Below are 21,208 nucleotides of genomic sequence, written 5' to 3'. Positions count from 1 at the left end.
GATCGCGTTGGCTCATTCATCCTTCAGCAGTCCCATCTCACCGAACAGGGTTCGGATTTCCGCGCAGTAATGGGCGAATTCCGGCATCTCGCGTATGCTCATCCGGCGCGGGCGCGGCAGGTCGATCGTCAGCGTCATCGCAATGCGGCCGGGCCGCGGGCTCATGACCAGGACGCGGCCGTCCGGCCGGGGCCGACACCGACGTGTCGAGCGCCGGCGCGAAGGCGGCGGCCCTCATGTCCGCGTCCCTGCGACAGCGGCGTACCGGGCCTGGTCGAACAGTTCGTTCGTGTAATAGTCGGTCGGCGTCAGGTCGGTGCTGATCAGCTTCGCCTTCTCCACCGTGGCGACCGCCTGTTGCCAGTCGGCCGGCGCCATCGTGCCGATCGGTGCGTCCTTGGTGGCCGGCGTCGCGAAGAACGTCAGGTAGAGGTCGATCTGGCCGCGCATCACGGCCGGGCTGAGCTTGGCGTTGGGCCGCGCGGCATGGATCGCGGCGACACCTTCGTCCTGGTGGCCCGCCTTGATATAGGCCCATGCGCCGTCCGAGATGCTGACGAGGCGGGTCAGCGCGTCCCGCTTCTTCGCGATCGTTTCCTCCCGAGCGAAGAGGCCGTAGCTGGGAAGCCGCAGGCCGGCGTCGCCAAGCAGGATGCCGCGTGACGGGCGCTGCGCCTGGACGGCGGGAACGAAGAACGGGATGGAGGAGAACGCGCCGTCCAGCTTTCCGTCGAGATAGGCGGCGAGCTTGGCGGCACCGTCGAGATTGACCAGCTCGATATCGGCTTTCGTCAGGCCGCCCGCCTTGAGGAAATCGCCCAGGAACGGCGTTTCGAGGGAGCTCGCGGTGTGGCCGATGCGTTTGCCGCGCAGGTCGGCGATGGTCCTGATGGACGACGTGACCGGCACCATGACGCCGATATCGCTGTTGCGCGCGTAACTGGCGACGGCGCGCAGTTTGAAGCCCTTGTCGCGGGCGATCATCATCGAAGACAGGGCGGCGTGCCCGACATCGACATCGTCGCCGCCGCCGACGATCTGCACGGTCTGGTTCGTTCCGTTGCCGTCATCGATGGCGACGTCCAGCCCGGCGTCGCGGAACCATCCCTTGGCGTTGGCGAGATGAAGCGCGGCGTGGCACCCCCACGGCGTCCAGTCCAGGCGTACCCGGAGGGGGGTCAGGTCGGCGGCGTGCAGCGGGTTCGAGAGGAAGGGGGCGGCGAGTGCGCTGCCGATCAGGCTCCGGCGTCGAAGACGATGCGCGTGCATGCGGTTCCCTGTCTGTTTGGTTGGCCAACACCAATTTTGAAGACAGTATACAATCCAGACGGCGCGCCAAGCCCTTTTCGTCGTCCGCCGGCGATTTTCTTGACGACCGGATTCCTCTGGAAGATTCCCTTGGCAGATTCCCCTGGGGAGATTCCCCTTGCGGAATCCGCTCCCGCGGCTTTTGTATCCCGGCAAACCCGGCCCGTCCGGTCCATGAAGTCCAAGCTATTGGAATCGCATCCGTGTCCGCACCCCAGTCGACCGCCCCCGTCGGATTCCGCCGCATCGGGGCCGAACATGCGCCGCTGCGCGACCAGGTGGCGGAAAACCTCCGCCTCGCCATCCTCGAAGGCCGCCTGAAGCCGGGCGAACGCCTGATCGAGGACCGGTTGGCCGAGGAGTTCGGCGTCTCCCGCAACCCGATCCGGGAGGCGATCCGGACCCTGGCCTCCGAGGGCCTGATCGAGGTCAACGCGCGCCGGGGCGCCGTCGTGACCACGCTGACCCCGGAGGAAGCCGAGGAGCTGCTTGAAGTCCGCGCCACGCTGGAGGCCGCCAACGCGCGCCTTGCCGCCCGGCGCCGCGATCCCGGCGTGCTGCAGATCCTCAAGGACGTCCTCGCCCGCGGCACCGAGGCGGTCGAAGCCGCTCGGATCGACGAACTGCCGCGCCTGAACGACGAGTTCCACGCCCATCTGGCCCAGGCCGGCCGCAACCGGGTCCTCGCAGACCTGATGAAGACCCTGCGCGAGCGGACCGGCCCGCTGTTCCGCGGCGTCGGGATCGAGGCACAGCGCGATTCCTGGTCGGAACACGCGGGCATCCTGCGCGCGGTGATCGCGGGGGATGCGGAGCTGGCGTCGCTGCTGGCGTATCGGCATGTGCTGAACGCCGGGTTGCGGCAGGGCGACGGCGGGGAACCGTCCGCGCCGTAACGGCCGGCGCCTGACGTCCGGCAGCGGAAAAGGGCTTGACGTCCGATAGTTTGTATACAGTATCCTTCTATCGACGCCGCACCAGCCCGACAGGAGGCCCCATGACCGCATTGATGAACCCGGCCGACTTCCGCACCGCCCTGGAAAACGCCATCAAAGGCAAAAGTGCCAACAAGTCGCCCTTCAGCATCGCCTGGGCCGAAGGCAAGCTCAGCCGAACCCATCTCTCCCGCTGGGCCGAGAACCACTACCACTATGTCGGACCCTTCGCGGACTACCTGGGCTATGTCTACGGCCGCATGCCGGCGGCCTATGTCGATGCGAAGGACTTCCTGCTGCAGAACATGTATGAGGAAGAGATCGGCGGCGACCGCCACACCGACCTGCTGATCCGTTTCGCCGAAGCCTGCGGCACCACGCGCGAACGCATCACCAACCCCGACAACATGGCCGCCTCGACCCGCGGCCTGCAAAGCTGGTGCTACACCGTGGCGATGCGCGAAGACCCGATCGTCGCGGTCGCCGGCCTCGTGGTCGGCCTGGAATCGCAGGTCCCCTCGATCTACCGCCGCCAGACCCCGACCCTGCGGGAGGTCTACAAGTTCACGGACGAGGAGGTCGAGTTCTTCGACCTGCATATCGTTTCCGATGAAATCCATGGCGAGCGCGGCTACCAGATCGTGCTGGAACACGCCACGACACCCGACCTGCAGCAGCGCTGCCTGAAGATCTGCGAAGTCGGCGCCCAGATGCGCCTGATGTACACCAACGGCCTCTACAAGGAATACGTGGAAGCAGACCTGCCGCTGACCGAACTGAAGCTGGCCGCCTGATTTCGTGCCGCGCGTAACCATCCACAAGCGCGGTGAGGCCTTCACCGATGACGTTGCGGACGACAGCAACCTGGTCGTCCGCGCCGGCATCCGGAAATTCCCCTGGCCGCATCTGCGCTATGGCTGCGGCATGGGGAAATGCGGCAAATGCGCCTGCCGGGTCCTGAGCGGGTCGGAGCACCTGCCGGTGCCGAACTGGAAGGAGGAGCGGGTCCTGGGCGAACGCCTGGCCGCCGGCTTCCGCCTGCCCTGCCAATTGTGGATCACGCACGACATCGAACTGGCGCAGGACGATTGACATGTTCGTCATACTCACCAGCAAGCCGGGTCAATTCAGGACCGAACTGACCGAGGGACTGACGCCGCGCGAGGCGTGGGATTACCTGTTCCACGGACAGGCGAAAGCGCATTTCGTCATCGCCGAACTCGGCACCGCAACGAAAATCCGCATCGTCGACGAGACGCCGCCTGTCCGCGTCAACGAAATCCCCTGCAAGTTCCTGGAGAAATTTGAAACCGTCGACGCTGCCAGGGCGCAACTGCAGGGCCTGGTCCGTGCCGGCCGCGTGGATACGGCCCTTGTCAGACACTGACGCGCCGCACCTGACGGTCACCTTCATCACCAACGGGATGAAGGTCGTGAGCGCGCCCGTCGACAGCAACCTGCTGCGCGTTTCCCTGCGCGAGCAGGGCGGCATCCCGTTCAAGTGCGGCGCCGGACTCTGCGGCACCTGCCGCTGCCTGATCGAGCGGGGGCGGCAGCACCTGGACGCCGTCAAGCCGAAGGAACGCCGGCACCTGACGGACGACGATATCGCCAACGGCTACCGCATGGCCTGCCAGACCTTCATCCGCGGCGACGTCGCCGTGTCCTGGACGCCGAGGACAACACCCCAAGGACCTGACCGATGAAACGCATCCTGAAGCTGGAAGGCCGCGAGGCGCGCGCCATGGCCGCCGCCGCCATCCGCAAGGCCGCCGAACTGGGCGTGCCGGAAACCGTCTGCATCGCCGATGACGGCGGCGTGCCATTGCTGCTGGAGCGCATGGACGGCGCGCGCATCACCGGCCCGCAGATCGCCTGGAACAAGGCGTTCACCGCGGCCGGCCACAGACGCTCGACCCACCTGTTCAACCGCCCCCCGAACGGCCCGGCCCTGCCGGGGAACGAGGCCTATGGCATCCAACTCAGCTTCGAAGGCCGCTTCACCGCCTTCGTCGGCGGCTTCCCGATCGTCGTCGACAATGAAGTCGTGGGCGGCATCGGCCTGAGCGGCGGCAACGGAGAGCAGGACACCGCCTGTGGCGTGGCGGCCCTGGCTGCCTTGCGCGACCTGCTGGCGCCGGACCACCTGGATGTGCTGGTCGCGGCCGACATCAAGCTGTAGCCCTTGCCCGGTTCGTGACCTCTGCCTAGCCTCCCGGCGCCAACAAGGTGAAAGGGGAAACGAACCATGCGCCTGAAAGACAAGGTAGCCATCGTCACGGGCGGCGCGTCCGGCATGGGGGCCGCCACGGCCCGCCGCTTCGGCAAGGAAGGCGCCAAGGTCGTGGTCGCCGACATGCTGGAAGCCGAGGGCCGCGCCGTCGTCGACGGCATCAACGCCGCCAATCCCGGCAGCGCCCTGTTCCTCGCCTTGAACGTCACCGACGAGGCCGGCTGGAACAAGGTCGTCGCGGAAACCGAAAAGACGTTCGGCAAGCTCGACATCCTGGTCAACAATGCCGGCATCAGCGGCAGCGCGACCAACAACCTGCTGGACACCGAACTCTGGAAGCGGGTGATGGGCGTCAACGCCGACGGCGTCTTCCTGGGCATCGCCGCCTGCGTCCCGGCCATGCAGCGCAACGGCAGCGGATCGATCATCAACCTGTCCTCGATCTCCGGCGTCGTCGGCCAGACCATGGTGCACATGAGCTACAACGCCTCCAAGGGCGCCGTCCGCACCGTCACCAAGTCGGTCGCCGTGCAGTTCGGCAAGGACCGGATCCGCTGCAACTCCGTCCATCCGGGCCTGATGCCGCCGATGCGCACCTCGGGCGCCACCGCCGACCCTGCCACCCGCGCCAAAATGCTGAAATCCGTTCCGCTGGGCCGCACCGGGGAGGTGGATGAGGTCGCCAACGCGATCCTGTTCCTGGCGTCCGACGAGGCGTCCTATATCACGGGCGCGGAACTATACGTGGACGGCGGCTACCTCGCGATGTAGCGGGAGGCAACGCAGCCGAACGAAGGAGCGGGCGTGGGTTCAGGTCTGGCGTGGGGCACCCCGAGCGTGTGGCATGGGGTGACGTGGGGGGTCGCCGCGCTGGCGACGGCGGGGGTCATCGTCCGGCCCTGGCGGCTTCCCGAGTATGCCTGGGCCATCGCCGGCGCCGTCATCCTGGTGCTGGCACGCCTGCTGCCGCCGTTCGATGCCTGGCAGGGCATCCGGAAGGGGACCGACGTCTACCTCTTCCTGGTCGGCATGATGCTGCTGGCCGAGATCGCTCGGCAGGAAGGCCTGTTCGACTGGCTCGCCGCCCATGCCGCGAGCCATGCGCGCGGGTCGGCCACACGGCTGTTCGCGCTGGTCTACATGGTGGGCACGCTGGTGACGGTGTTCCTGTCGAACGACGCGACCGCCGTGGTGCTGACGCCGGCCGTCGCCGCCGTGGCGCGGACCGCGAAGGCGGCGAACCCGCTGCCCTACCTGCTGACCTGCGCCTTCATCGCCAACGCGGCGTCCTTCGTGCTGCCGATCTCCAACCCCGCGAACCTGGTGATCTACGGCAGCCACATGCCGCCGCTGCTGGACTGGCTGCCGCGCTATGCCCTGCCGTCGCTGGCCTCCATCCTGGCGACCTATGGCACGCTGTGGCTGACCCAACGAAGGGCGCTGCGCCAACCGGTCGCCGCGGTGGCCGAGGCGCCGGTGCTGTCCACCGGAGGCCGCGTCGCGGGCGCCGGCATCGTGCTGACGGCGCTGGTGCTGATGGCGGCCTCGGCGCTGGATTGGCAGTTGGGCCTGCCGACCTGCATCGCCGGCGTGCTGACCGCCGCCATCGTGCTGGTGTCGGCGCGACAGTCGCCCTGGCCGGTGCTGAAGGACATTTCCTGGGGCGTGCTGCCGCTGGTGGCGGGATTGTTCGTCCTGGTGGAGGCGCTCGACAAGACCGGCGTCATCGGCCTGGTCGCGGGCTGGCTGAGGCAGGCCGAGACCTGGTCGCTGACCGGCGCCACCTGGTCCGTCGGCGTGCTGCTGGGCCTGGTCTGCAACCTGATGAACAACCTGCCGGCGGGGCTGATCGCGAGCACCGCTGTGCAGACCGCGCAGGCCTCTCCGGGGGTTACCGGCGCGGTCCTGCTGGGCATCGATATCGGTCCGAACCTGTCGGTGACCGGTTCGCTGGCGACGATCCTGTGGCTGAACGCGCTGCGGCGCGACGGGCTGCACGTCGGCGCCCGGGATTTCCTGCGCATCGGCGCGCTGGTGATGCCCGTGTCGCTGCTGGCCGCGCTGGCGGCGTTGTCGCTGGAGGGTGTGCGGTAACGGGCAGGCGCCTCGGTCGTCCGTCACCGCACCAGCCGCAGCGCCGCGGCCACGCGCGCCAGGAGCGGCCGCCAGCCCAGGTCGCCGTCGCCCCACTCATCGCCCCGCAGCCGGAACAGGCGCATGGTCGGATACCACGGGCTGTCCTCCCGGTCCGTCAGCCAGCGCCAGTCGGAGACCGCGTGCAGGACCAGCCACACCGGCTTGCCCATCGCCGCGGCCAGGTGCGCGACGCTCGTGTCGACGCTGACGACCAGGTCCATGCCTGCGATCAGTGACGCCGTGTCGGCAAAATCCTCGGCCGCCTCCACCGCGCGGCTGATCCGGCGGCGCCGCTGCAGGGCCGGCCGATCGGCCGGTCGCACGTCCCGCTGCAGGCTGTGAAACGTCAAACCCGGCACCGCCGCGAGGGCGCCCAGGAACAGCTCCGCCGGGATCGAGCGCAGGTGATCGCGCGTATGCGCCGGATCCCCCGACCAGGCGAGGCCGACCTGCGGTCCTCGACGCCGCGGCGGACGCAGCCTGGGCGCCGCCGGCGGAAACAGGTACGGCTTGCCTGCCGGGAGCGTATCCAGCCCTACCCCCAGCCAGCGCAGCATCGCCGTCGAATTGCAGTGGAAATCGGCGGAGGTGCCGGCAGGCAACGCCGAACACACCGTCAACGCCGGTGCGGCCTGGCGATACAACCGCTCCAGCCCGGGGAAGGTGACCAGCGTCACCTGCGAGGCGCCCAGCGCTTGAAGCCGGGGCAGGAAGCGGAAGAAGTGGATCGAATCGCCGTGTCCCTGGTCGTCGATCACGACGATCGATCGGCCTGACAGCGCCTGGCCGGTCCACACGGCGCCGGGGAGCCGGGGCGGTCCGTCCGGATAGTAATGCCGGACACTTTCCCGCGCCGCGTAATTCGCCCAGCCCGGGGTGAACGCGCCTTGCCGCAGCTGGTCCAGCCCAAGCTGCATCCGGGTCACCACCAGCGTGGGATCGAGGCGCAGGGCCTGTTCCAGCCACCGGGTCGCCTCGTCGGAACGCCCCTCGATGATCGCGACCTCCCCCAGCATGCTGGCGACGTGGGCCTGCTGGGCGGTGGTCAGTTCGGCGTCGTCCCGCAAGGGGTCCAGCATCGCCCGGGCTTCGGCGCGATAGCCCATCCAGGCGGCGAGCTGTGCGCGCTGCACGCGGTATTCCAGGTTGCCAGGCTGGATCGACTGCGCCTTGCGCGACGCCTCCAAGGCCTCGGTGTGCCGGCCGGCGGACCACAAGGCCCGTGCGCTTTGGAACAGGGCAGGGGCGAAATTGGGCTCGACGGCCAGCACCTGCGACAGGTGGCGCAGGGCCTCGGCATTGTCACGTCGGCCGACGGCCAGTTCGGCCAGCAGCGTCAGGGCCATGGGATTGACGGGTTCGAGGGCGATGACCCGCTCCAGCGCTGCCCGAGCGTCTTGGATCCGGTCGGCGGCTACGGCGAGCCGGGCCTGGATCAGCAGCCGGTCGGCGTCGGTCGGCTCGAACATCGGGCTGATGCCATGCGGGCGTCGATCGAGACCCTTGATGCCATCCCCCCGTCATGGGCGGGAAAGATCACGGCCGGCGTCGTTCGGTGGTGGGCGCTGTCGCGGCGTCCTTCCGCCTGCGTACCGATGGGTGTCGGCGTCAGTTGCTGGCCTGCATCTGCTCGCGCATGCGGCGGGCTCGGTCCAGGACCTTGTTTTCGATATCGCCGACGGTCTGGTCGGACACGGTGGCGTCGACCCACTGGCCGTTTTGCATGACCTGGCGGTACAGGTTCACCCGCAGGCCGTCGCTGCGCAGGTCGCGGCTGAGGATGTAGATGGTGGCCTTGAACCGCTCCCCGGTCGTGCCGGGCGGGGTGTACCAGTCGGTGATGATCACCCCGCCGAACGGATCGGCGGAGGCCAGCGGCATGAACGAGATCGTATCCAGCGCGCCGCGCCAGAGGAAGGCATTGACCCCGATGCCTGAACCGCCGCCGGCCTGCCCTTGGTTGTTCCGCGTGTTCTTGCCGAAGGCGAACAGTGAACCGCTGTCGTCGCCGCCGACGCGTCCGGCGCTGCCCAAGTCACCGGGGGATCCGCTGCCCAGGCCCTGGTAGTTGGGGGGAGTCGGATTCGGCTTGAGGTCTGAACATCCTGCCAGGCCGAGGGTGGAGCCCAGGGCGGCCAGCACTATCCAGCCACAGCTTGGATTCAATCGCATCGCGAAAACTTTGCCTTGGTGATTCGAATCTTTTGGATCAAGGCGCTGTTTAGCGTCACCGGTCCACCGCAGCAATCGACTTTCTGATGGAAAGGGGAGGGGTGGCCAGATTTGCGGGGAATCTTCGCGCTTTCTCCGGATTCCGGGGCTGCCGGCGGCGTGGGGCGCAAAGAAAAACGGCGGGGTTTCCCCCGCCGTTTCGCCGTATCCGGTCCTGGGGCTGGTTACCAGCTCAGGACGGTGCTGACCAGGAAGCTGTTCGCACGCGAGTCGCCGGTCTGGCCTGGGCCGATCGCGCCGGTGTTGAAGTTGAAGTTGCCCTGGTGGCGCTGCTCATACATGTACTCGGCCACCAGCTGCAGGCCCGGAGCAACCTTGTAGTTGCCACCGACCGCGACTTCGAACTCACGCCGCTGCGAGATGCCGACCAGGCGCGGATCGCCCTGACCGTTGACCCAACCGGCCGACAGACCGGCGGTGTAAGGCCCGTTCGCATAGGTGACACCCAGCAGCCAGGCATTCGTGTCCACGCCGCCCGTCGGCTTCATTACCAACTGGCCGTTGGACCCGATCGTGCCGCCGATGTAGTCGGCCGCGAAGGTGAAGTTGTACGCCGTGATCGCCGCGCCGAACTTGTAGAAGTTCAGGTTGTCGTACTGGATGTTCGCCGTGCTGCGGGTCGCGAAGGACCGGGACGTGGCCGGAAGGGTGCCACCGACGCTCTCCTTGGAGGCGGTTTCATAGAAACCGTACACCTTGGCGTCGACCGGACCGAAGGAGTGCATATAGCGCAGGCCAACGCCGACCTGGTTATACCAACGCGTCGGATCGCTGCCCGAGGTCACGTTGATGCAGCTTGGGCCCGCGACGGCGCAGCCAACGCCCGTGCCGCTCGCCTGCAGAGCATTGCCTTCGCTCGGGGCGAACTGCACGCCGAGGTCGAAGCCGAAGAACTGCGGCGACAGGTAGACGATCTTGTTGTTGGCGTATTCCGCACCCGCCTGATCCAGCCAGACGAACGGAATTTGAAGCGGGTTGGTGACACTGGTCGACTGGATGTCGCCGCCGTTCAAGTTACCCGAACCCGCGTCCCAGCACTGGGAGGTGAAGATGCAGGGGTCGAACAGACCCAGCACGCCATCGCCCTGGCCGAGACGGACGAGGCCGACCTGATCGGATGCTATGTATGTGAAGGCGCGGCGGACGAACAGCGTCTCAGACGACGAGTTGCTGCTGGGGCCGGTAGCGGCTGCGGTCGCCGAGCCACTCGACCCGCCGACGCCGTTGAGGGGAGCCGCGTTGAAGGTGCCGGAACCAAAGTTTTCACGAATTTCGATGGTCGCACCATACCGCAGGCCGTTCGCCGCGACGCCGTCGAAACCAGGATACAAGCGAGCGAAGGAGGCGATTCCGAGCGGGTTGAGCTTATAGGTCGTGTTACCTGACCTGACGCTGTCAGCGCTGGTGTAGTTCAACGCGACGTCCGCTTCCACGCGGCCGTTCAAGCGGATGACGATGCTGCCAGGAGTGGGCACCGCGTCGGTGTTCGGCGCGACCAGCGTGCTGAGCGGGCCGGCGGCGGCGCTGCCCGACGGCGTGTTCGCGACGCCCCATGCGTTGTTGTTGTTGTTCGAGGCCGGACCGGCGCCGTAGGGGCCGATATACTGGCCCTGGTTCGGGGCCGCGGGGGACGCGGTCTGAGCCAGCGCAATGCCGCCGGTCGCTCCCAGTATGGCCGCGCTGGCCATGAGAAGCTTACGCATGAAAAACCTCCTCCTGTGTCGCCGGCGAACCAGCGTCGTATCCAAGGCCCCGCCCGACACATCCCGCGAACAGGCGGGGGCAGCCAGACCTGGCGCAAACTAATGACCGGGACCTTACGCTCCCGCAACCCGCTTCGGCAGCACGGCATGGCAATTCCGAAACACTGTTGCCTGAGCGCCACAAAGACACAGGCTCAGGCCAGAGACCGGAGCCTCCGGCTTGTCTCCGGGGAGCCGGCCATGGCTTTTCCCGGCTCAATCGGCCTCGCCGGCGCTCAGCGCACCGATCGCTCCGACCGCGCGCAACGATCTGACCGGCAGGCGGCGGACGGACCGGCCATCGATCCCACCCAGGGCCGCCACCGCCAAGCCGGGAGGCGCCTGCCGCGTCAATGCCGACCAGCGCACGGCGCCGAGGCCTGGTGAGCCTCGATGGCTTTCGGTGGGAAAGGCCGGCGAGAGGAATGCCATCGCCGCGCCGGCTTGCTTCGCCTTGCGCAGATCGGCGGCGGCGTGGGCGGAGCTGGTGACAAGGCCGCGCGGCCGCACCGGCCCCGGCCACCGGCCGCCACGCAGATGGACGCCCGCGCCGTGCCGGGCGGCCAGGCGCACGTCGCCGGCGATGACCAGAAGCAGCCGCCGCTCCCGGCAGAGACGCGCGAGGTCCCGGGCGAGGCTTGCGCGATCCGGGTCGCCGTCGTGGCGCAGCACCACCCCCGCCCGCCCGCGCGGCAATGCGGCAACCGAGGGCCGCGGGTCCGGCAGGCGGCGATCGTCGGTGAACAGCCAGAGGCGGGGGATGGGCGCTCGTCGCCGCAAGCCCCATGCGAGAAGTTGACCATCCATGGCGGTCAGCCGGGGCAGGGCGTGGATGGCGGGCCTTCGCCCGCCATGTCGAGGGGATTTCGCGCCATGGTCCGGTTGCGCGCGGACTTGGCGGCGAGGGGGCTTCGTGCCTTGGCTCGCTTGTTCGCGGACCTGGCGGCGAGGGGATTTCGCGCCATCGGCCGCTTACCCGTGGACTCGGCGATCAGGGGGCTTCGCGTCATGGGCCGCTTGCCTAGGACCCTGGCGATCCCAATGGAACGCACCCGCACGCCTCACCCCTTCAAGTAATAGTCCTTATAGTCCGACCGCAGCCGCGTCTTCAGCAGCTTGCCCGTCGCGGTATGGGGCAACTCGTCCACCACCAGCACCGCATCCGGCAGCCACCATTTGGCCACCTTGCCTTCGTACTGCGCCAGCACCGACGCCGGCTCGACCGTGTGGCCCGGCCGCGGCACCACCAGCAGCAGCGGCCGCTCGTCCCATTTCTCATGATGGGCCGCGATCACCGCCGCCTCGATCACGTCAGGGTGGGAGACGGCGATGTTCTCCAAGGTGATCGAGCTGATCCATTCCCCGCCGGACTTAATCACGTCCTTGGACCGGTCGGTGATCTCCATGAACCCGTCCGGGTCGATGGTGGCGACGTCGCCGGTGGCGAACCAGCCGTCTTCGTCCAGCGCGCTGCCGGGTTCGTCACCGTAATAGGCGCTGGTCACCCACGGCCCCTTCACCTTCAGGTCGCCGAACGCGACGCCGTCCCAGGGCAGTTCCTTCCCGGCGCCGTCGACGATCTTCATCTCCAGGCCCGGCAGCACCCGGCCCTGCTTCAGCATGTGCCGCATCGCCGCGTCCTTGCCCAGCGCCAACTGGGCGGGTTTCGGGGCGTTGTAGGTGCCGACGGGGCTGAGTTCGGTCATGCCCCAACCATGTTCGACCCGGACGCCATATTCGTCGCGGAACGCCTCGATCAGCAAAGGCGGTGCGGCGGAGCCGCCGGTCATGATCACTCTCACCGTCTCCAGCCGCTCGCCGCTGGCGCGCAGGTGCTGCAGCAGGCCCATCCAGACGGTCGGCACGCCGGCGGTGAAGGTCACCCGTTCCTGGTTCAGCAGGGTCGCCAGGCTGGCGCCGTCCAGGTGGCGGCCCGGCAGCACAAGCGTCGTCCCCGTCATCGCGGCGGCGTAGGGAATGCCCCAGGCATTGACGTGGAACATCGGCACCACCGGCAGCATCCGCGTGGTGGCGCGCATGTTCATCACGTCCGGCAGCGCCACCGCATAGGAATGCAGGACGGTCGAGCGGTGGGTATACAGCACCCCCTTCGGCCGTCCCGTGGTGCCCGAGGTGTAGCAGAGCGCGCTCGCCGTCCTCTCGTCGAAGCTGGGCCAGGCGTAGTCCTCGTCCGCCAGGTCCAGCAGGGCGTCGTAGCTTTCCAGCCGCATGCCGGGCGCCAACGTCACCTCGGGCATGTGCGCCGCGTCGCACAGCATCACGACGGTCTTGACGGTGCCGGCGATGCGCGCGGCGATGCCGGAGAGCAGGGCGGCGAAGCTGACATCGGCGAACAGCACTTTGTCGCCGGCGTGGTTGATGATGTAGGCGATGTCGTCGGGGTGTAGCCGCGGGTTGATGGTGTGGCAGATCGCCTGCATGCCGGGGGCGGCGTAGTAGACCTCCAAATGCCGGTAGCCGTTCCAGGCCAGGGTGCCGACCCGGTCGGCTTCGCCGACCCCCAGGGTCCGCAGCACGTTCACCAGACGCCGAGCGCGGGCTTCGACGTCGCGCCAGGTGTAGCGGTGGGTGGTGTTTTCGTGCGTACGGGAAATCACCTCGGCGGCGCCGTGATAGCGAGCGGCGTGTTTCAGCAGCGACGAGATCATCAGCCCCTGCGTCTGCATCAGCCCGAACATGGGTGTTTCCCTCCGATCGTTCTTATCCGGGGATGATAGGGCGGCGATTCCGCCGTGTCATCGCACCGTCCTGCGAACGAAACGGCTTACCACACCCCGGGGATCAGCCGGGACGTCCGCTCGCGCCAGGCGTCGTACGGGGCGCCGAACTGCTGCTTCAGCAGCCGTTCCTCGGCGGCGATGCGCGCCATGAGCACCGGCACGATCAGCGCGGTCAGCACCAGCCCGGCGGTCGACCGGAACGCGAGGCTCCACCCGACCGCGTTCACCAGCAGGCCCAGATAGCTTGGGTGGCGGATGACGCTGTAGATCCCGGTCGTCAACAACTCGTGCCCCGGCTGGATCGCCACCAGGCCGCTGAACCGGTGGCCCAGCGCATGGACCGGCCAGAGGCGCAGCGCGCCGCCGATCAGGAACAGCGCGACGCCGATCCAGCGCACGGCGTCGCCGCCGAAGCTCCAGACGTCCAGCCGGTCCGTCCAAGGCGGCACGATCGCCAGCAGCACGCCATGCAGGAAGAAGACCGGCAGCACCCAGCGATTGCGCCGATCCTCCTTCACGCCGCTGCTGATATTGCCGCCGGCGAAGGCCGCGGCCAGCGACAGCGCCGCCTGCGACGCGGCCAGGCCGATCAGCGGGACATGGGCGAAGAACACCCGCACCCCGCCGCCTGCCCAGACGGCGAGGCCGAACCAGACCACCGTGCCGACCACGATCATCGCCAGGCGTTTCGGAAGACTCAATTGCGCCTCCTGCGCGGCCCTGATGCCATTCGTTCCGAACCATATGGGGCGTCATATGCAAGACGGCACGACCGAATGCTGCCCCTGGCCGTGTCCCCCTTGGCTGCCCCCCAGGTTTGTCCTCCCTGGCCGCCCCCCCCTGGCCGCCTTGGCTTGTCGAGGGCTATATTACGTCCGTCATATTGCCAATCTTCGGAGGAGGCCGATCCATGGACCCGAAAACCGCTTTGATCGTGGGCGTTGGCTCCGGCCTCAGCGCCTCCCTCGCTCGGCTGTTCGCCAAGCACGGGCTGCAGGTGGCGCTGGCCTCCCGCAATCCCGACCGGCTGGCGAAGCTGGCCGAGGAGACGGCCGCCGCGACCTTCGCCTGCGAAGCGACCGAACCCGAGGAAGTCGCCGCCCTGTTCGACGTCGTCGTCGCCACCCAGGGCGCGCCGGACATCGTCGTCTACAACGCCAGCGCCCGCGCCCGGGGGCCGGTGACCGACCTGGACCCGGCGGAGGTCGCCCAGGCGATCAACGTCAGCGCCTATGGCGGGTTCCTCGTCGCGCAGCAGGCGGCGCGGCTGATGGTGGCGCGCGGGTCGGGGGCGATCCTGCTGACCGGCGCCTCGGCCAGCGTGAAGGGCTATCCGAACTCCTCCGCTTTCGCGATGGGCAAGTTCGCGCTGCGCGGCCTGGCGCAAAGCCTGGCGCGGGAGCTGCAGCCGAAAGGCGTGCATGTCGCGCATTTCGTCATCGACGGCGGGATCCGCAGCGCCAGCCGGGCGGAGCCGGCGGATAACCCGGACAGCCTGCTGGATCCGGATGCGATCGCGGAGACCTATTGGCAGGTCGCGATGCAGCCGCGGAGCGCCTGGACATGGGAGGTCGAGCTGCGACCCTGGGTGGAGCGGTTCTGAACGAGGCCTGAATATCGCCTGCGACGGGGCGATCTTTTCCGCCATGGCCGGCTTTGCGAGACTGGGTGGAGCCGCCACGGTCCGTTGGACAGGCGGAAGAATCGTCCGCGTCGGCGTTGCTGCCTGCCCGGGTAGGCGGGCAGCGGCCAGGCGCCTTATGCCCGCCGCATCTCCGGCGTCCTGCCCAGGGCGCGGGCGACCGTGGTGGCAAGGTCCGCGGCCTGGAACGGTTTGCGCAGCACGTCATAGCGCGCGAGCGCAGGCAGCAGGCTGCTGGCGGCGTAGCCTGTCATGAACACCACCGGCAGGTTCGGATAATTGCGTTTCACGATCGTCGCCAACTCGACGCCGGTCATCACCGGCATCGCGACGTCGACCACCATGGCCGACGGCGTGCCTTCCGACGCCAGGACGTCCAGGGCGGCGGACCCGGAGGCGGCCTCCGTCACTTCGTAGCCGGCGTCGCGCAGCATGTCGGCGGCGATGATCCGTACGTCCGGGTCGTCGTCCACCAGGACAATTCGGTCCGTCACCTCTCCTTCCTTCGCATCGGGCGCCTTGGCCTGCGACGCCGGATCGATTGTCATCGCGGTCTCCTGGTCCTCTCTTTCGCTCGTCTGGGGCAGGAACATCGTGAAGGTCGTTCCCGCACCCGACTCAGAGCGAACGGCCACGCCGCCGTTGAGTTGCTTCACGACTCCAAGCACTTGCGGCAGGCCCAGTCCGGAACCGTGCCCGACCGGCTTGGTCGTGAAGAACGGTTCGAAGATCCGTGCGCGTACATCCTCGGGAATTCCGCCGCCTGTATCGGTGATGGAGAGCGCGACGTAATCGCCCGCGCCCGGTTCCTCGGGGTGCGCGGGCGGGCCGCGGCGGACGTTTGTTGTCGACAACGTGATCGTGCCGCCGCACGGCATCGCGTCCCGCGCATTGATCGCGAGATTGAGAGCGGCCAGCTCCACCTGCGCCGGATCGGCCAGCGCGAGGGACAGGTCGGCCGCCGGTGCGAACGTTACTTCGATCTCCCCGCCGACCGAGGCCTTCAGCAGGCCCAGCATGTCGGTGATCATGCGGTTGAGGTCGACCGGCGCGGGGACCATCCGCTGCAGGCGGGAAAACGCCATCAGCTGCGCCGTCTGCTTGGCGCCCCGCTGGGCCGCCGTGCGGGCGCTGCCGAGCAGGCGGGCGGACCGCTGCGGGTTGGCGGCCGGGTCGGGGCCGATGAGCTCCAGATTGCCCAGGACCGCCGTCAGGATGTTGTTGAAGTCATGCGCGACGCCGGCAGTGATCTGACCGATCGCCTCCATCCGCTGCGCCTCGCGCCGCTGGTGGTCGGCCTGCTTCTCGGCGGTCACGTCGGCGATCGCGGACCAGCTTCGGATGAAGCTGCCGTCCGGGGCGAATTCCCCGCGCGCCGACAGGCGGCCGCAGAACGCGTGGCCGTCACGGGTCACGAACTGGTAGTCGACCGAACGGACCTCGCCCCGGCTCTCCAGCATCTCCGGCCATGCCTTGTGCCGATACAGCTCGGCCGACTCAGGCGTCATGAATTCGGTGGGCGAACGGCCGATCACCTCCTTGCGCGCATAGCCGAACATTTCGGTCCAGGTATCGTTCACGTCCAACAGGCGGCCGTTCGGGTCGACCGATTGCAGCGCCATGGGGGTGCGGTTGTACATGGTCCGGAAGCGGCGCTCGCTCGCCCGCACCTCGTCCTCGCTCCGGCGGCGGCGCTCGATCTCGTCGCGCAGCCGGGCGTTGGCGGTTTCCAGCTCCGCGGTTCGCGCGCGGACGCGGGCCTCCAATGCGAGGTTGGCTTCGTGGATGTCGTGGATGTCGATCGCGGTGCCGATCCACCCGACGGGCAGGCCGTCCCGGCTCAGAGGGGTGTTGTGGATGCGATGCCAGCGATACACGCCGTCATGGCGGCGGAGCCTGGCTTCGACGACGAACGCATGCCAGGCGGCGACGCCGACGGCGCGCGCGTCGGCGGTACGCTGCTGGTCGTCGGGATGGTGCAGGGCCGTGCGCGCGGCGGGATCGGGGCCGGGGCGGAAGCCGAGATAGTCAACGAGCCGCCTGTTGTAGAAGATCGCGTCGCCGTCGATTCCGATCAGGAACGCACCATGAGGGAGGGCTTCCAACAGGATCTGGAACCATTGGTCCTTCTCCTGCTGCTCCACTCCGGATTTCGCCACGACCGCCATTGAAGGCACCCTATCCAGGGGACCGTGGCGACGCCACGGGGCACGACGAAAACTGCATACACTTTAGTGTTATTTCCGGATGGAGAGGCAAAACCAGCGGCAAACGGCGGGAAACACGGTGGTTTTGGTGCGAACGTTTCTTATGCCTGACGGAATGTCGATACTTTGTCGATATGGGCTGCGCCCGAGGGCCGATACGGGCTGCGCCCGGGGGCCGATACGGGCTGCGTCGCGGGAGCGATACGGGCCGCGCCGCCGGACACGCAGTTGATCAAGTAGCCGCCTGCAATCCCGTGATCTGCAGGATCGTGCCGTCCGGCCCGGTGCGGCTGGGTGTCGTGGACACCTCCATCCGCCATCCGGCACTGGCCGCGGCCAGTTCCTCCTGCACGCGGGCGCCTTTCAGCAGCAGGCACGTGCCCTCCGGCGCCAGCAGCCGGGCGACCAGTGGAAGCAGGCGGGGCAGGGGCGCCAACGCGCGTGCGGTGACCAGCGGGGCGGGCGGCACCGCCGCGTCCTCGATCCGGCAGGCATGGACCTCGGCGGGGGCGCCCGTCTCCAGGATCGCGGAGCGCAGGAAGGCGGCTTTGCGCCGGTCGGATTCGATCAGGTCGAAGCGGATGCCGGTGGCGATCGCCAGCACCAAACCCGGAAATCCCCCACCCGATCCCAAGTCCACCGCTCGGTCCGTGCCTTCGGGGATCAGCGGTGCGAGTTGCAGGGAGTCCTCCACGTGCCGCTCCCACACCGCCGGAGCGTCGCGGGGGGCGATCAGGTTCAGCGTCGCGTTCCAACGCAGCAGCAGCGCGGTGAAGCGGCGCAGCCGGTCCTGGTGTTGAGCCTGCATCCTTGGGTCCGGTCGGTGAGGCGTCCAGCATAAAGCGTGCCGACCGAAGGCGGAATCGCCCCAGGTCCGGATCTCGCCTGTCAGCCGGACCGGGGAATGCGGTCGGTGTCGACCTGCTGGTAATTCCAGAAACTGTCGAGCGCGATGCGCAGCCGGTTGGGCTTGGGCGGCAGGCGGAACCCGTCCGGCACCGTCACCTTCGCGTGCGGCGCCAGCACGATGCGCCAGAAATCCGGGGTCAGCACGAAATCGTCGATGCCGAGATGCGCGCCTGGCCGCGCGGTCTCATTCCGCCAGGCCAGGACGGTGGGCTGGGGCAGAAGCGTGTGGACGCGCTTGCCGAAATAGGGCGCCTCCACCGCCACGCCGGAGTTGACGGTCAGCACGGCCTCGATCTGCGGCTGCGCCATCAGACGGTAGATGTTGTCGTTGATCGTCCCCAGCGCGTTGGGCACGGCGGCGGCGACGGCCAGCAGCGAATGGTCGGGGTCGTGCGGATGCGGCTTCAGCACCGTCGCGGCGTGGCGGGCACACAATGCCTGGACCTCGACGGCCTGGGCGCCGGCGTCGAAGAACGTGCCGCCGGCGATCTGGGTGCTGTCGAACCGCCGTTGCCCGGCGATCAGCAGCGTGCCCTGGGGCATCCGAGCCTGGGAGATGAAGCGGCCCATCGCGGTCAGAAGCCCGGCGGCGACCCAGGGCGTGGTGCCCGGCACTGCGTGCGGTGCGAGCGCGGCCTGTGTCTGGGGGACGGCGGCGCGCACGGCGAAGATCAGGTCATCGAGGAAGCGAACCGGGTGCAGGCGGATATCGACATACGGGATCTGCCGTTCGTCGAGCACGCGCACCAGCCAGGGCGGCAGTTCGTATCCGACGACGAAGCGCCGCTTCAGCCGCTGCAGCACCAGCCGATCCAGCGTCGGGGACACGGCCATGACGGCGTGGACCGACGCCCAGTGCGCGTCCGCCTGGTGCGGCCCGCGCAGGGAGGCGATCCAGGGCGCGAGGTCCCGGGTCTCGTCGGTGGTGATCGCTTCGACGGGGCAGTCCGCGGCGAGGCGGATGGCCGGGCGGATCGCGTCGGCCACCCAGCGCGTGAGCCGGTCGACCTCGCCCGGACTGCCGTCGCCGGCAGGGCGCAGGATGTCGGCGATGACGGTGACGGCGTCGATGGAAGACACGAGGGGAGGATGGTGCGGAATGATGAATGAAGAGTTAACGGCGGAAAGGGCTTGCGCGGGCGGCGCGGTGTGACTAGGAAGGCGCCCTTCCCAATGGCGGATGGGCGCGTAGCTCAGCGGTAGAGCATCGCCTTCACACGGCGGGGGTCACAGGTTCAATCCCTGTCGCGCCCACCATTCGCCTGTCAGGCGGCCGCGAACCAGGCCGTTTTGGGCATGCGGCGTTCCATGCGATATCAGGAATCCTCGTCCACGACCTCGTTCTGTGCTGGACCGGGATCGCACTTCGCGGTGGGCAGCTTCCGGACGCTGATCTGCAACGCCTCCAGAGAGGCGCCGCTGGCCGCGCAGCACATTTCGCCGGCTTCGAGCGGACCGACCGAGGTCCCGTCGACGAAGCGCGCGACATAGGTGCAGGAGAGCGTCTCCTTCACGTTGTCCCGAAGCCGGACCTCGAAGCCGCGCAACGGCCACTCTCTTCCGCGTGTCCCGCAGAAAGCGCCGAATTCGGCGAAGTCGGATATGGTTCCATCCCGGAGGGTCACGCGATAGATCAGTGCGTCGTCCGGGATTCCGACAGGCACGATGGCAATCGCCTCGATGGCCCGTCCGCTGCCCGCCTGACCGACCCATTGGTCGGCCCACGCCCAGACATCGCCGATGTTCTGGACATGCGCGCCGACCTCTATCAGCGGGGTGGCCGATTCCGACCTGCCGCCGGGCAGGCCATGATGCGCCCTGGTCTTCGACGTGCACGATTGCAGAAACAGGAGAAGCTGCAGAGCATAGTCGTAGACGCCCGCCCGTCCCAGATGACGGCGCGCGAATTCTCGGCCCTCCTCCGCGATATAGGCGAACGCCATCGGTCGCCGAAGCTCCTCGAGCACCGTCCGCTCGACATCTTGGTCCTCCGAGATCGGGATGTAATGGCGCCACGGGATCAGCGCACTGAAATAGAACAACTGAAACGGCGATGCGTATTTGGCGAGTACCGCCTGAGATGAAAGACCGATCGCGACCCTCGAACACGTTGCGCCATTGCCGTCCATGGACAGGATGAAACGATACCGGAACTGATCTTGCCATGACGTCGGTTCGGCGTTGATGCCCAAGGCGGCGATCATTTCGACGACCGCATCGGACTCGCATTGAATGATCCGCGGAATCCGGAAATCGACGTGTGGGTTGTCTTTGAAGAACATCCCGGCGCGCAGCCGCGGGATCGCGAGGGTCTGCACGTCGCGGGCGGTGATCGCCCGTCCGCCGGTCGTCGACCCTGCGAAGATCGCCTTGGGCAATTTTTGCGCATAGGGAATATCGTCGTGATAGTCTCTCGGAAGATAGAAATTGGAGTGAAGGAAATCGACGTCGGGCAGCAGCACGGTGTTGGATCCTGTTTTCTTCTGAAACGTCAAGACCGGCGCGTCGGCCGTTTCGACCGGGGCATCATTGACGTCGATCGCAACAAGCAGGTCGCCGAAGGAGTCCGCGCATCCCAACACCCGTTCCAGAAACTCGCGATACAAATGGGCTCTGATATATTCCTCCCGGAAAATGACATTCCCCTCCGGCGCATTCTGGCGGCTGTCGTGGAATTCCTCACGCACGCGAAAGCCCGGCTTTTCGAGCAGGGTCACTTGGCCGTTACCGATCCGGTACACGAACACCGACCGGACCGTCCGGTTGAGGGCTTGGTAAACCTCTTCGCACAGCTTGGGCTCGATCGGGCTGCCGAGCCAAGGTGCCATCTGCTGCAGCAACAGCCCGTGGACAGTGGGGTCTCTGCTCATGGCCACGCTCCGAAGGTTCTCCGATGGATATGGCTACCATGCGATTCCCGGCGGGGCCTAATGATCCTTGAGGGGCGCGCCTGCTTTTCCCCCAAATGTTACATTCGTAACTTTTTGGTCGATCCTCCATTCTACTGCATTCGCGTCCCGTGGCGGGGGTCGCACCCCGGCCCACCGCCGCCACTTCGGCAGCGGGCCGGCCCGTGTCCGACCATCCCGGCCGGTGCGGCATTCCGGTTCCCTGCCCAGGGGC

The 21,208-nt window shown here is 67.7% G+C and carries 21 protein-coding genes and 1 tRNA gene; 10 read left to right on the top strand and 12 right to left on the bottom strand.

The features are described 5' to 3' along the window. Nucleotides 1–12: 12 nt before the first annotated feature. Both VHB27_RS04315 and VHB27_RS04310 read right to left on the bottom strand, forming a co-directional pair. On the bottom strand, nt 13–165 hold the full coding sequence (locus VHB27_RS04315) for a hypothetical protein (protein WP_325597697.1): 153 nt from the start codon (nt 163–165) through the stop codon (nt 13–15). A gap of 69 nt (nt 166–234) precedes the next feature. After that, nucleotides 235–1,269 (bottom strand): ABC transporter substrate-binding protein, encoded by a 1,035-nt coding sequence (locus tag VHB27_RS04310; protein ID WP_325597696.1) that lies wholly within the window; start codon nt 1,267–1,269, stop codon nt 235–237. A 242-nt stretch (nt 1,270–1,511) separates the two neighbouring features. Between VHB27_RS04310 and VHB27_RS04305 the strand changes: the two genes are divergently transcribed. The 8 genes from VHB27_RS04305 to VHB27_RS04270 all read left to right on the top strand — a co-directional run bounded on the left by VHB27_RS04305 (nt 1,512) and on the right by VHB27_RS04270 (nt 6,570). After that, nucleotides 1,512–2,204 (top strand): GntR family transcriptional regulator, encoded by a 693-nt coding sequence (locus VHB27_RS04305; protein WP_325597695.1) that lies wholly within the window; start codon nt 1,512–1,514, stop codon nt 2,202–2,204. A 101-nt stretch (nt 2,205–2,305) separates the two neighbouring features. Beyond that, entirely contained in the window at nt 2,306–3,037 is a 732-nt protein-coding gene (locus tag VHB27_RS04300) for a TenA family transcriptional regulator (protein ID WP_325597694.1), read from the top strand. Between the two features lie 4 nt (nt 3,038–3,041). Further along, nucleotides 3,042–3,335 (top strand): 2Fe-2S iron-sulfur cluster-binding protein, encoded by a 294-nt coding sequence (locus VHB27_RS04295; RefSeq protein WP_325597693.1) that lies wholly within the window; start codon nt 3,042–3,044, stop codon nt 3,333–3,335. Nucleotide 3,336: 1 nt separating this feature from the next. After that, the gene (locus VHB27_RS04290; protein WP_325597692.1) at nt 3,337–3,630 is read left to right on the top strand and encodes a ferredoxin; all 294 of its coding nucleotides are present in this window, start codon (nt 3,337–3,339) and stop codon (nt 3,628–3,630) included. Further along, a complete protein-coding gene (locus VHB27_RS04285; protein WP_325597691.1) occupies nt 3,617–3,949 on the top strand; it encodes a 2Fe-2S iron-sulfur cluster binding domain-containing protein in 333 nt (110 codons plus the stop codon). Before VHB27_RS04290 ends, VHB27_RS04285 begins: the two co-directional genes overlap by 14 nt. Beyond that, nucleotides 3,946–4,425 carry a GlcG/HbpS family heme-binding protein gene (locus VHB27_RS04280; RefSeq protein ID WP_325597690.1) on the top strand — a complete coding sequence of 160 codons (480 nt, stop codon included), beginning with the start codon at nt 3,946–3,948 and terminating at the stop codon, nt 4,423–4,425. The genes VHB27_RS04285 and VHB27_RS04280 overlap by 4 nt, the downstream gene beginning before the upstream one ends. Before the next feature lie 66 nt (nt 4,426–4,491). Then, nucleotides 4,492–5,247: an SDR family NAD(P)-dependent oxidoreductase gene (locus VHB27_RS04275; RefSeq protein WP_325597689.1), complete on the top strand. Its 756-nt coding sequence runs from the start codon at nt 4,492–4,494 to the stop codon at nt 5,245–5,247. A 33-nt stretch (nt 5,248–5,280) separates the two neighbouring features. Further along, nucleotides 5,281–6,570 carry an arsenic transporter gene (locus tag VHB27_RS04270; RefSeq protein ID WP_325597688.1) on the top strand — a complete coding sequence of 430 codons (1,290 nt, stop codon included), beginning with the start codon at nt 5,281–5,283 and terminating at the stop codon, nt 6,568–6,570. A gap of 23 nt (nt 6,571–6,593) precedes the next feature. Here VHB27_RS04270 and VHB27_RS04265 read toward each other — a convergent pair whose 3' ends face one another. The 6 genes from VHB27_RS04265 to VHB27_RS04240 form a co-directional block, all read right to left on the bottom strand. Further along, nucleotides 6,594–8,081 (bottom strand): tetratricopeptide repeat protein, encoded by a 1,488-nt coding sequence (locus VHB27_RS04265; RefSeq protein ID WP_325597687.1) that lies wholly within the window; start codon nt 8,079–8,081, stop codon nt 6,594–6,596. Nucleotides 8,082–8,220: 139 nt separating this feature from the next. Further along, the gene (locus VHB27_RS04260) at nt 8,221–8,859 is read right to left on the bottom strand and encodes a DUF3576 domain-containing protein (protein WP_325597686.1); all 639 of its coding nucleotides are present in this window, start codon (nt 8,857–8,859) and stop codon (nt 8,221–8,223) included. A 149-nt stretch (nt 8,860–9,008) separates the two neighbouring features. Next, nucleotides 9,009–10,547 carry a porin gene (locus tag VHB27_RS04255; RefSeq protein WP_325597685.1) on the bottom strand — a complete coding sequence of 513 codons (1,539 nt, stop codon included), beginning with the start codon at nt 10,545–10,547 and terminating at the stop codon, nt 9,009–9,011. A 255-nt stretch (nt 10,548–10,802) separates the two neighbouring features. Next, nucleotides 10,803–11,393 carry a thiamine phosphate synthase gene (locus VHB27_RS04250; RefSeq protein WP_325597684.1) on the bottom strand — a complete coding sequence of 197 codons (591 nt, stop codon included), beginning with the start codon at nt 11,391–11,393 and terminating at the stop codon, nt 10,803–10,805. Nucleotides 11,394–11,647: 254 nt separating this feature from the next. Further along, nucleotides 11,648–13,285 (bottom strand): long-chain-fatty-acid--CoA ligase, encoded by a 1,638-nt coding sequence (locus VHB27_RS04245; protein ID WP_325597683.1) that lies wholly within the window; start codon nt 13,283–13,285, stop codon nt 11,648–11,650. Between the two features lie 86 nt (nt 13,286–13,371). Continuing rightward, nucleotides 13,372–14,028, bottom strand: coding sequence for a methyltransferase family protein (locus tag VHB27_RS04240; protein WP_325597682.1), 657 nt, complete (start codon nt 14,026–14,028; stop codon nt 13,372–13,374). Between the two features lie 209 nt (nt 14,029–14,237). Between VHB27_RS04240 and VHB27_RS04235 the strand changes: the two genes are divergently transcribed. Next, the gene (locus VHB27_RS04235; protein WP_325597681.1) at nt 14,238–14,930 is read left to right on the top strand and encodes an SDR family NAD(P)-dependent oxidoreductase; all 693 of its coding nucleotides are present in this window, start codon (nt 14,238–14,240) and stop codon (nt 14,928–14,930) included. 155 nt (nt 14,931–15,085) lie between these two features. Here the strand turns inward: VHB27_RS04235 and VHB27_RS04230 are convergent, their stop codons facing one another. From VHB27_RS04230 to VHB27_RS04220, 3 genes are all read right to left on the bottom strand, one after another. Further along, the gene (locus VHB27_RS04230; protein ID WP_325597680.1) at nt 15,086–17,137 is read right to left on the bottom strand and encodes a hybrid sensor histidine kinase/response regulator; all 2,052 of its coding nucleotides are present in this window, start codon (nt 17,135–17,137) and stop codon (nt 15,086–15,088) included. 271 nt (nt 17,138–17,408) lie between these two features. Beyond that, a complete protein-coding gene (gene rsmG, locus VHB27_RS04225) occupies nt 17,409–17,984 on the bottom strand; it encodes a 16S rRNA (guanine(527)-N(7))-methyltransferase RsmG (protein WP_325597679.1) in 576 nt (191 codons plus the stop codon). 80 nt (nt 17,985–18,064) lie between these two features. Continuing rightward, nucleotides 18,065–19,165 carry a hypothetical protein gene (locus VHB27_RS04220; RefSeq protein ID WP_325597678.1) on the bottom strand — a complete coding sequence of 367 codons (1,101 nt, stop codon included), beginning with the start codon at nt 19,163–19,165 and terminating at the stop codon, nt 18,065–18,067. Between the two features lie 102 nt (nt 19,166–19,267). On the opposite strand from VHB27_RS04220, the gene VHB27_RS04215 reads away from it, so the two are divergent. Then, nucleotides 19,268–19,342 (top strand) — tRNA-Val (locus tag VHB27_RS04215). 59 nt (nt 19,343–19,401) lie between these two features. On the opposite strand, the gene VHB27_RS04210 is transcribed toward VHB27_RS04215, so the two are convergent. Further along, complete coding sequence (locus tag VHB27_RS04210; protein WP_325597677.1) at nt 19,402–20,955, bottom strand: glycosyl transferase family 90; 1,554 nt, start codon at nt 20,953–20,955, stop codon at nt 19,402–19,404. Nucleotides 20,956–21,208: the final 253 nt, after the last annotated feature.

It is taken from the genome of Rhodopila sp. (assembly GCF_035548235.1).
Classification (GTDB): domain Bacteria; phylum Pseudomonadota; class Alphaproteobacteria; order Acetobacterales; family Acetobacteraceae; genus Rhodopila.
This window is presented reverse-complemented; position numbering and strand designations above follow the sequence as displayed.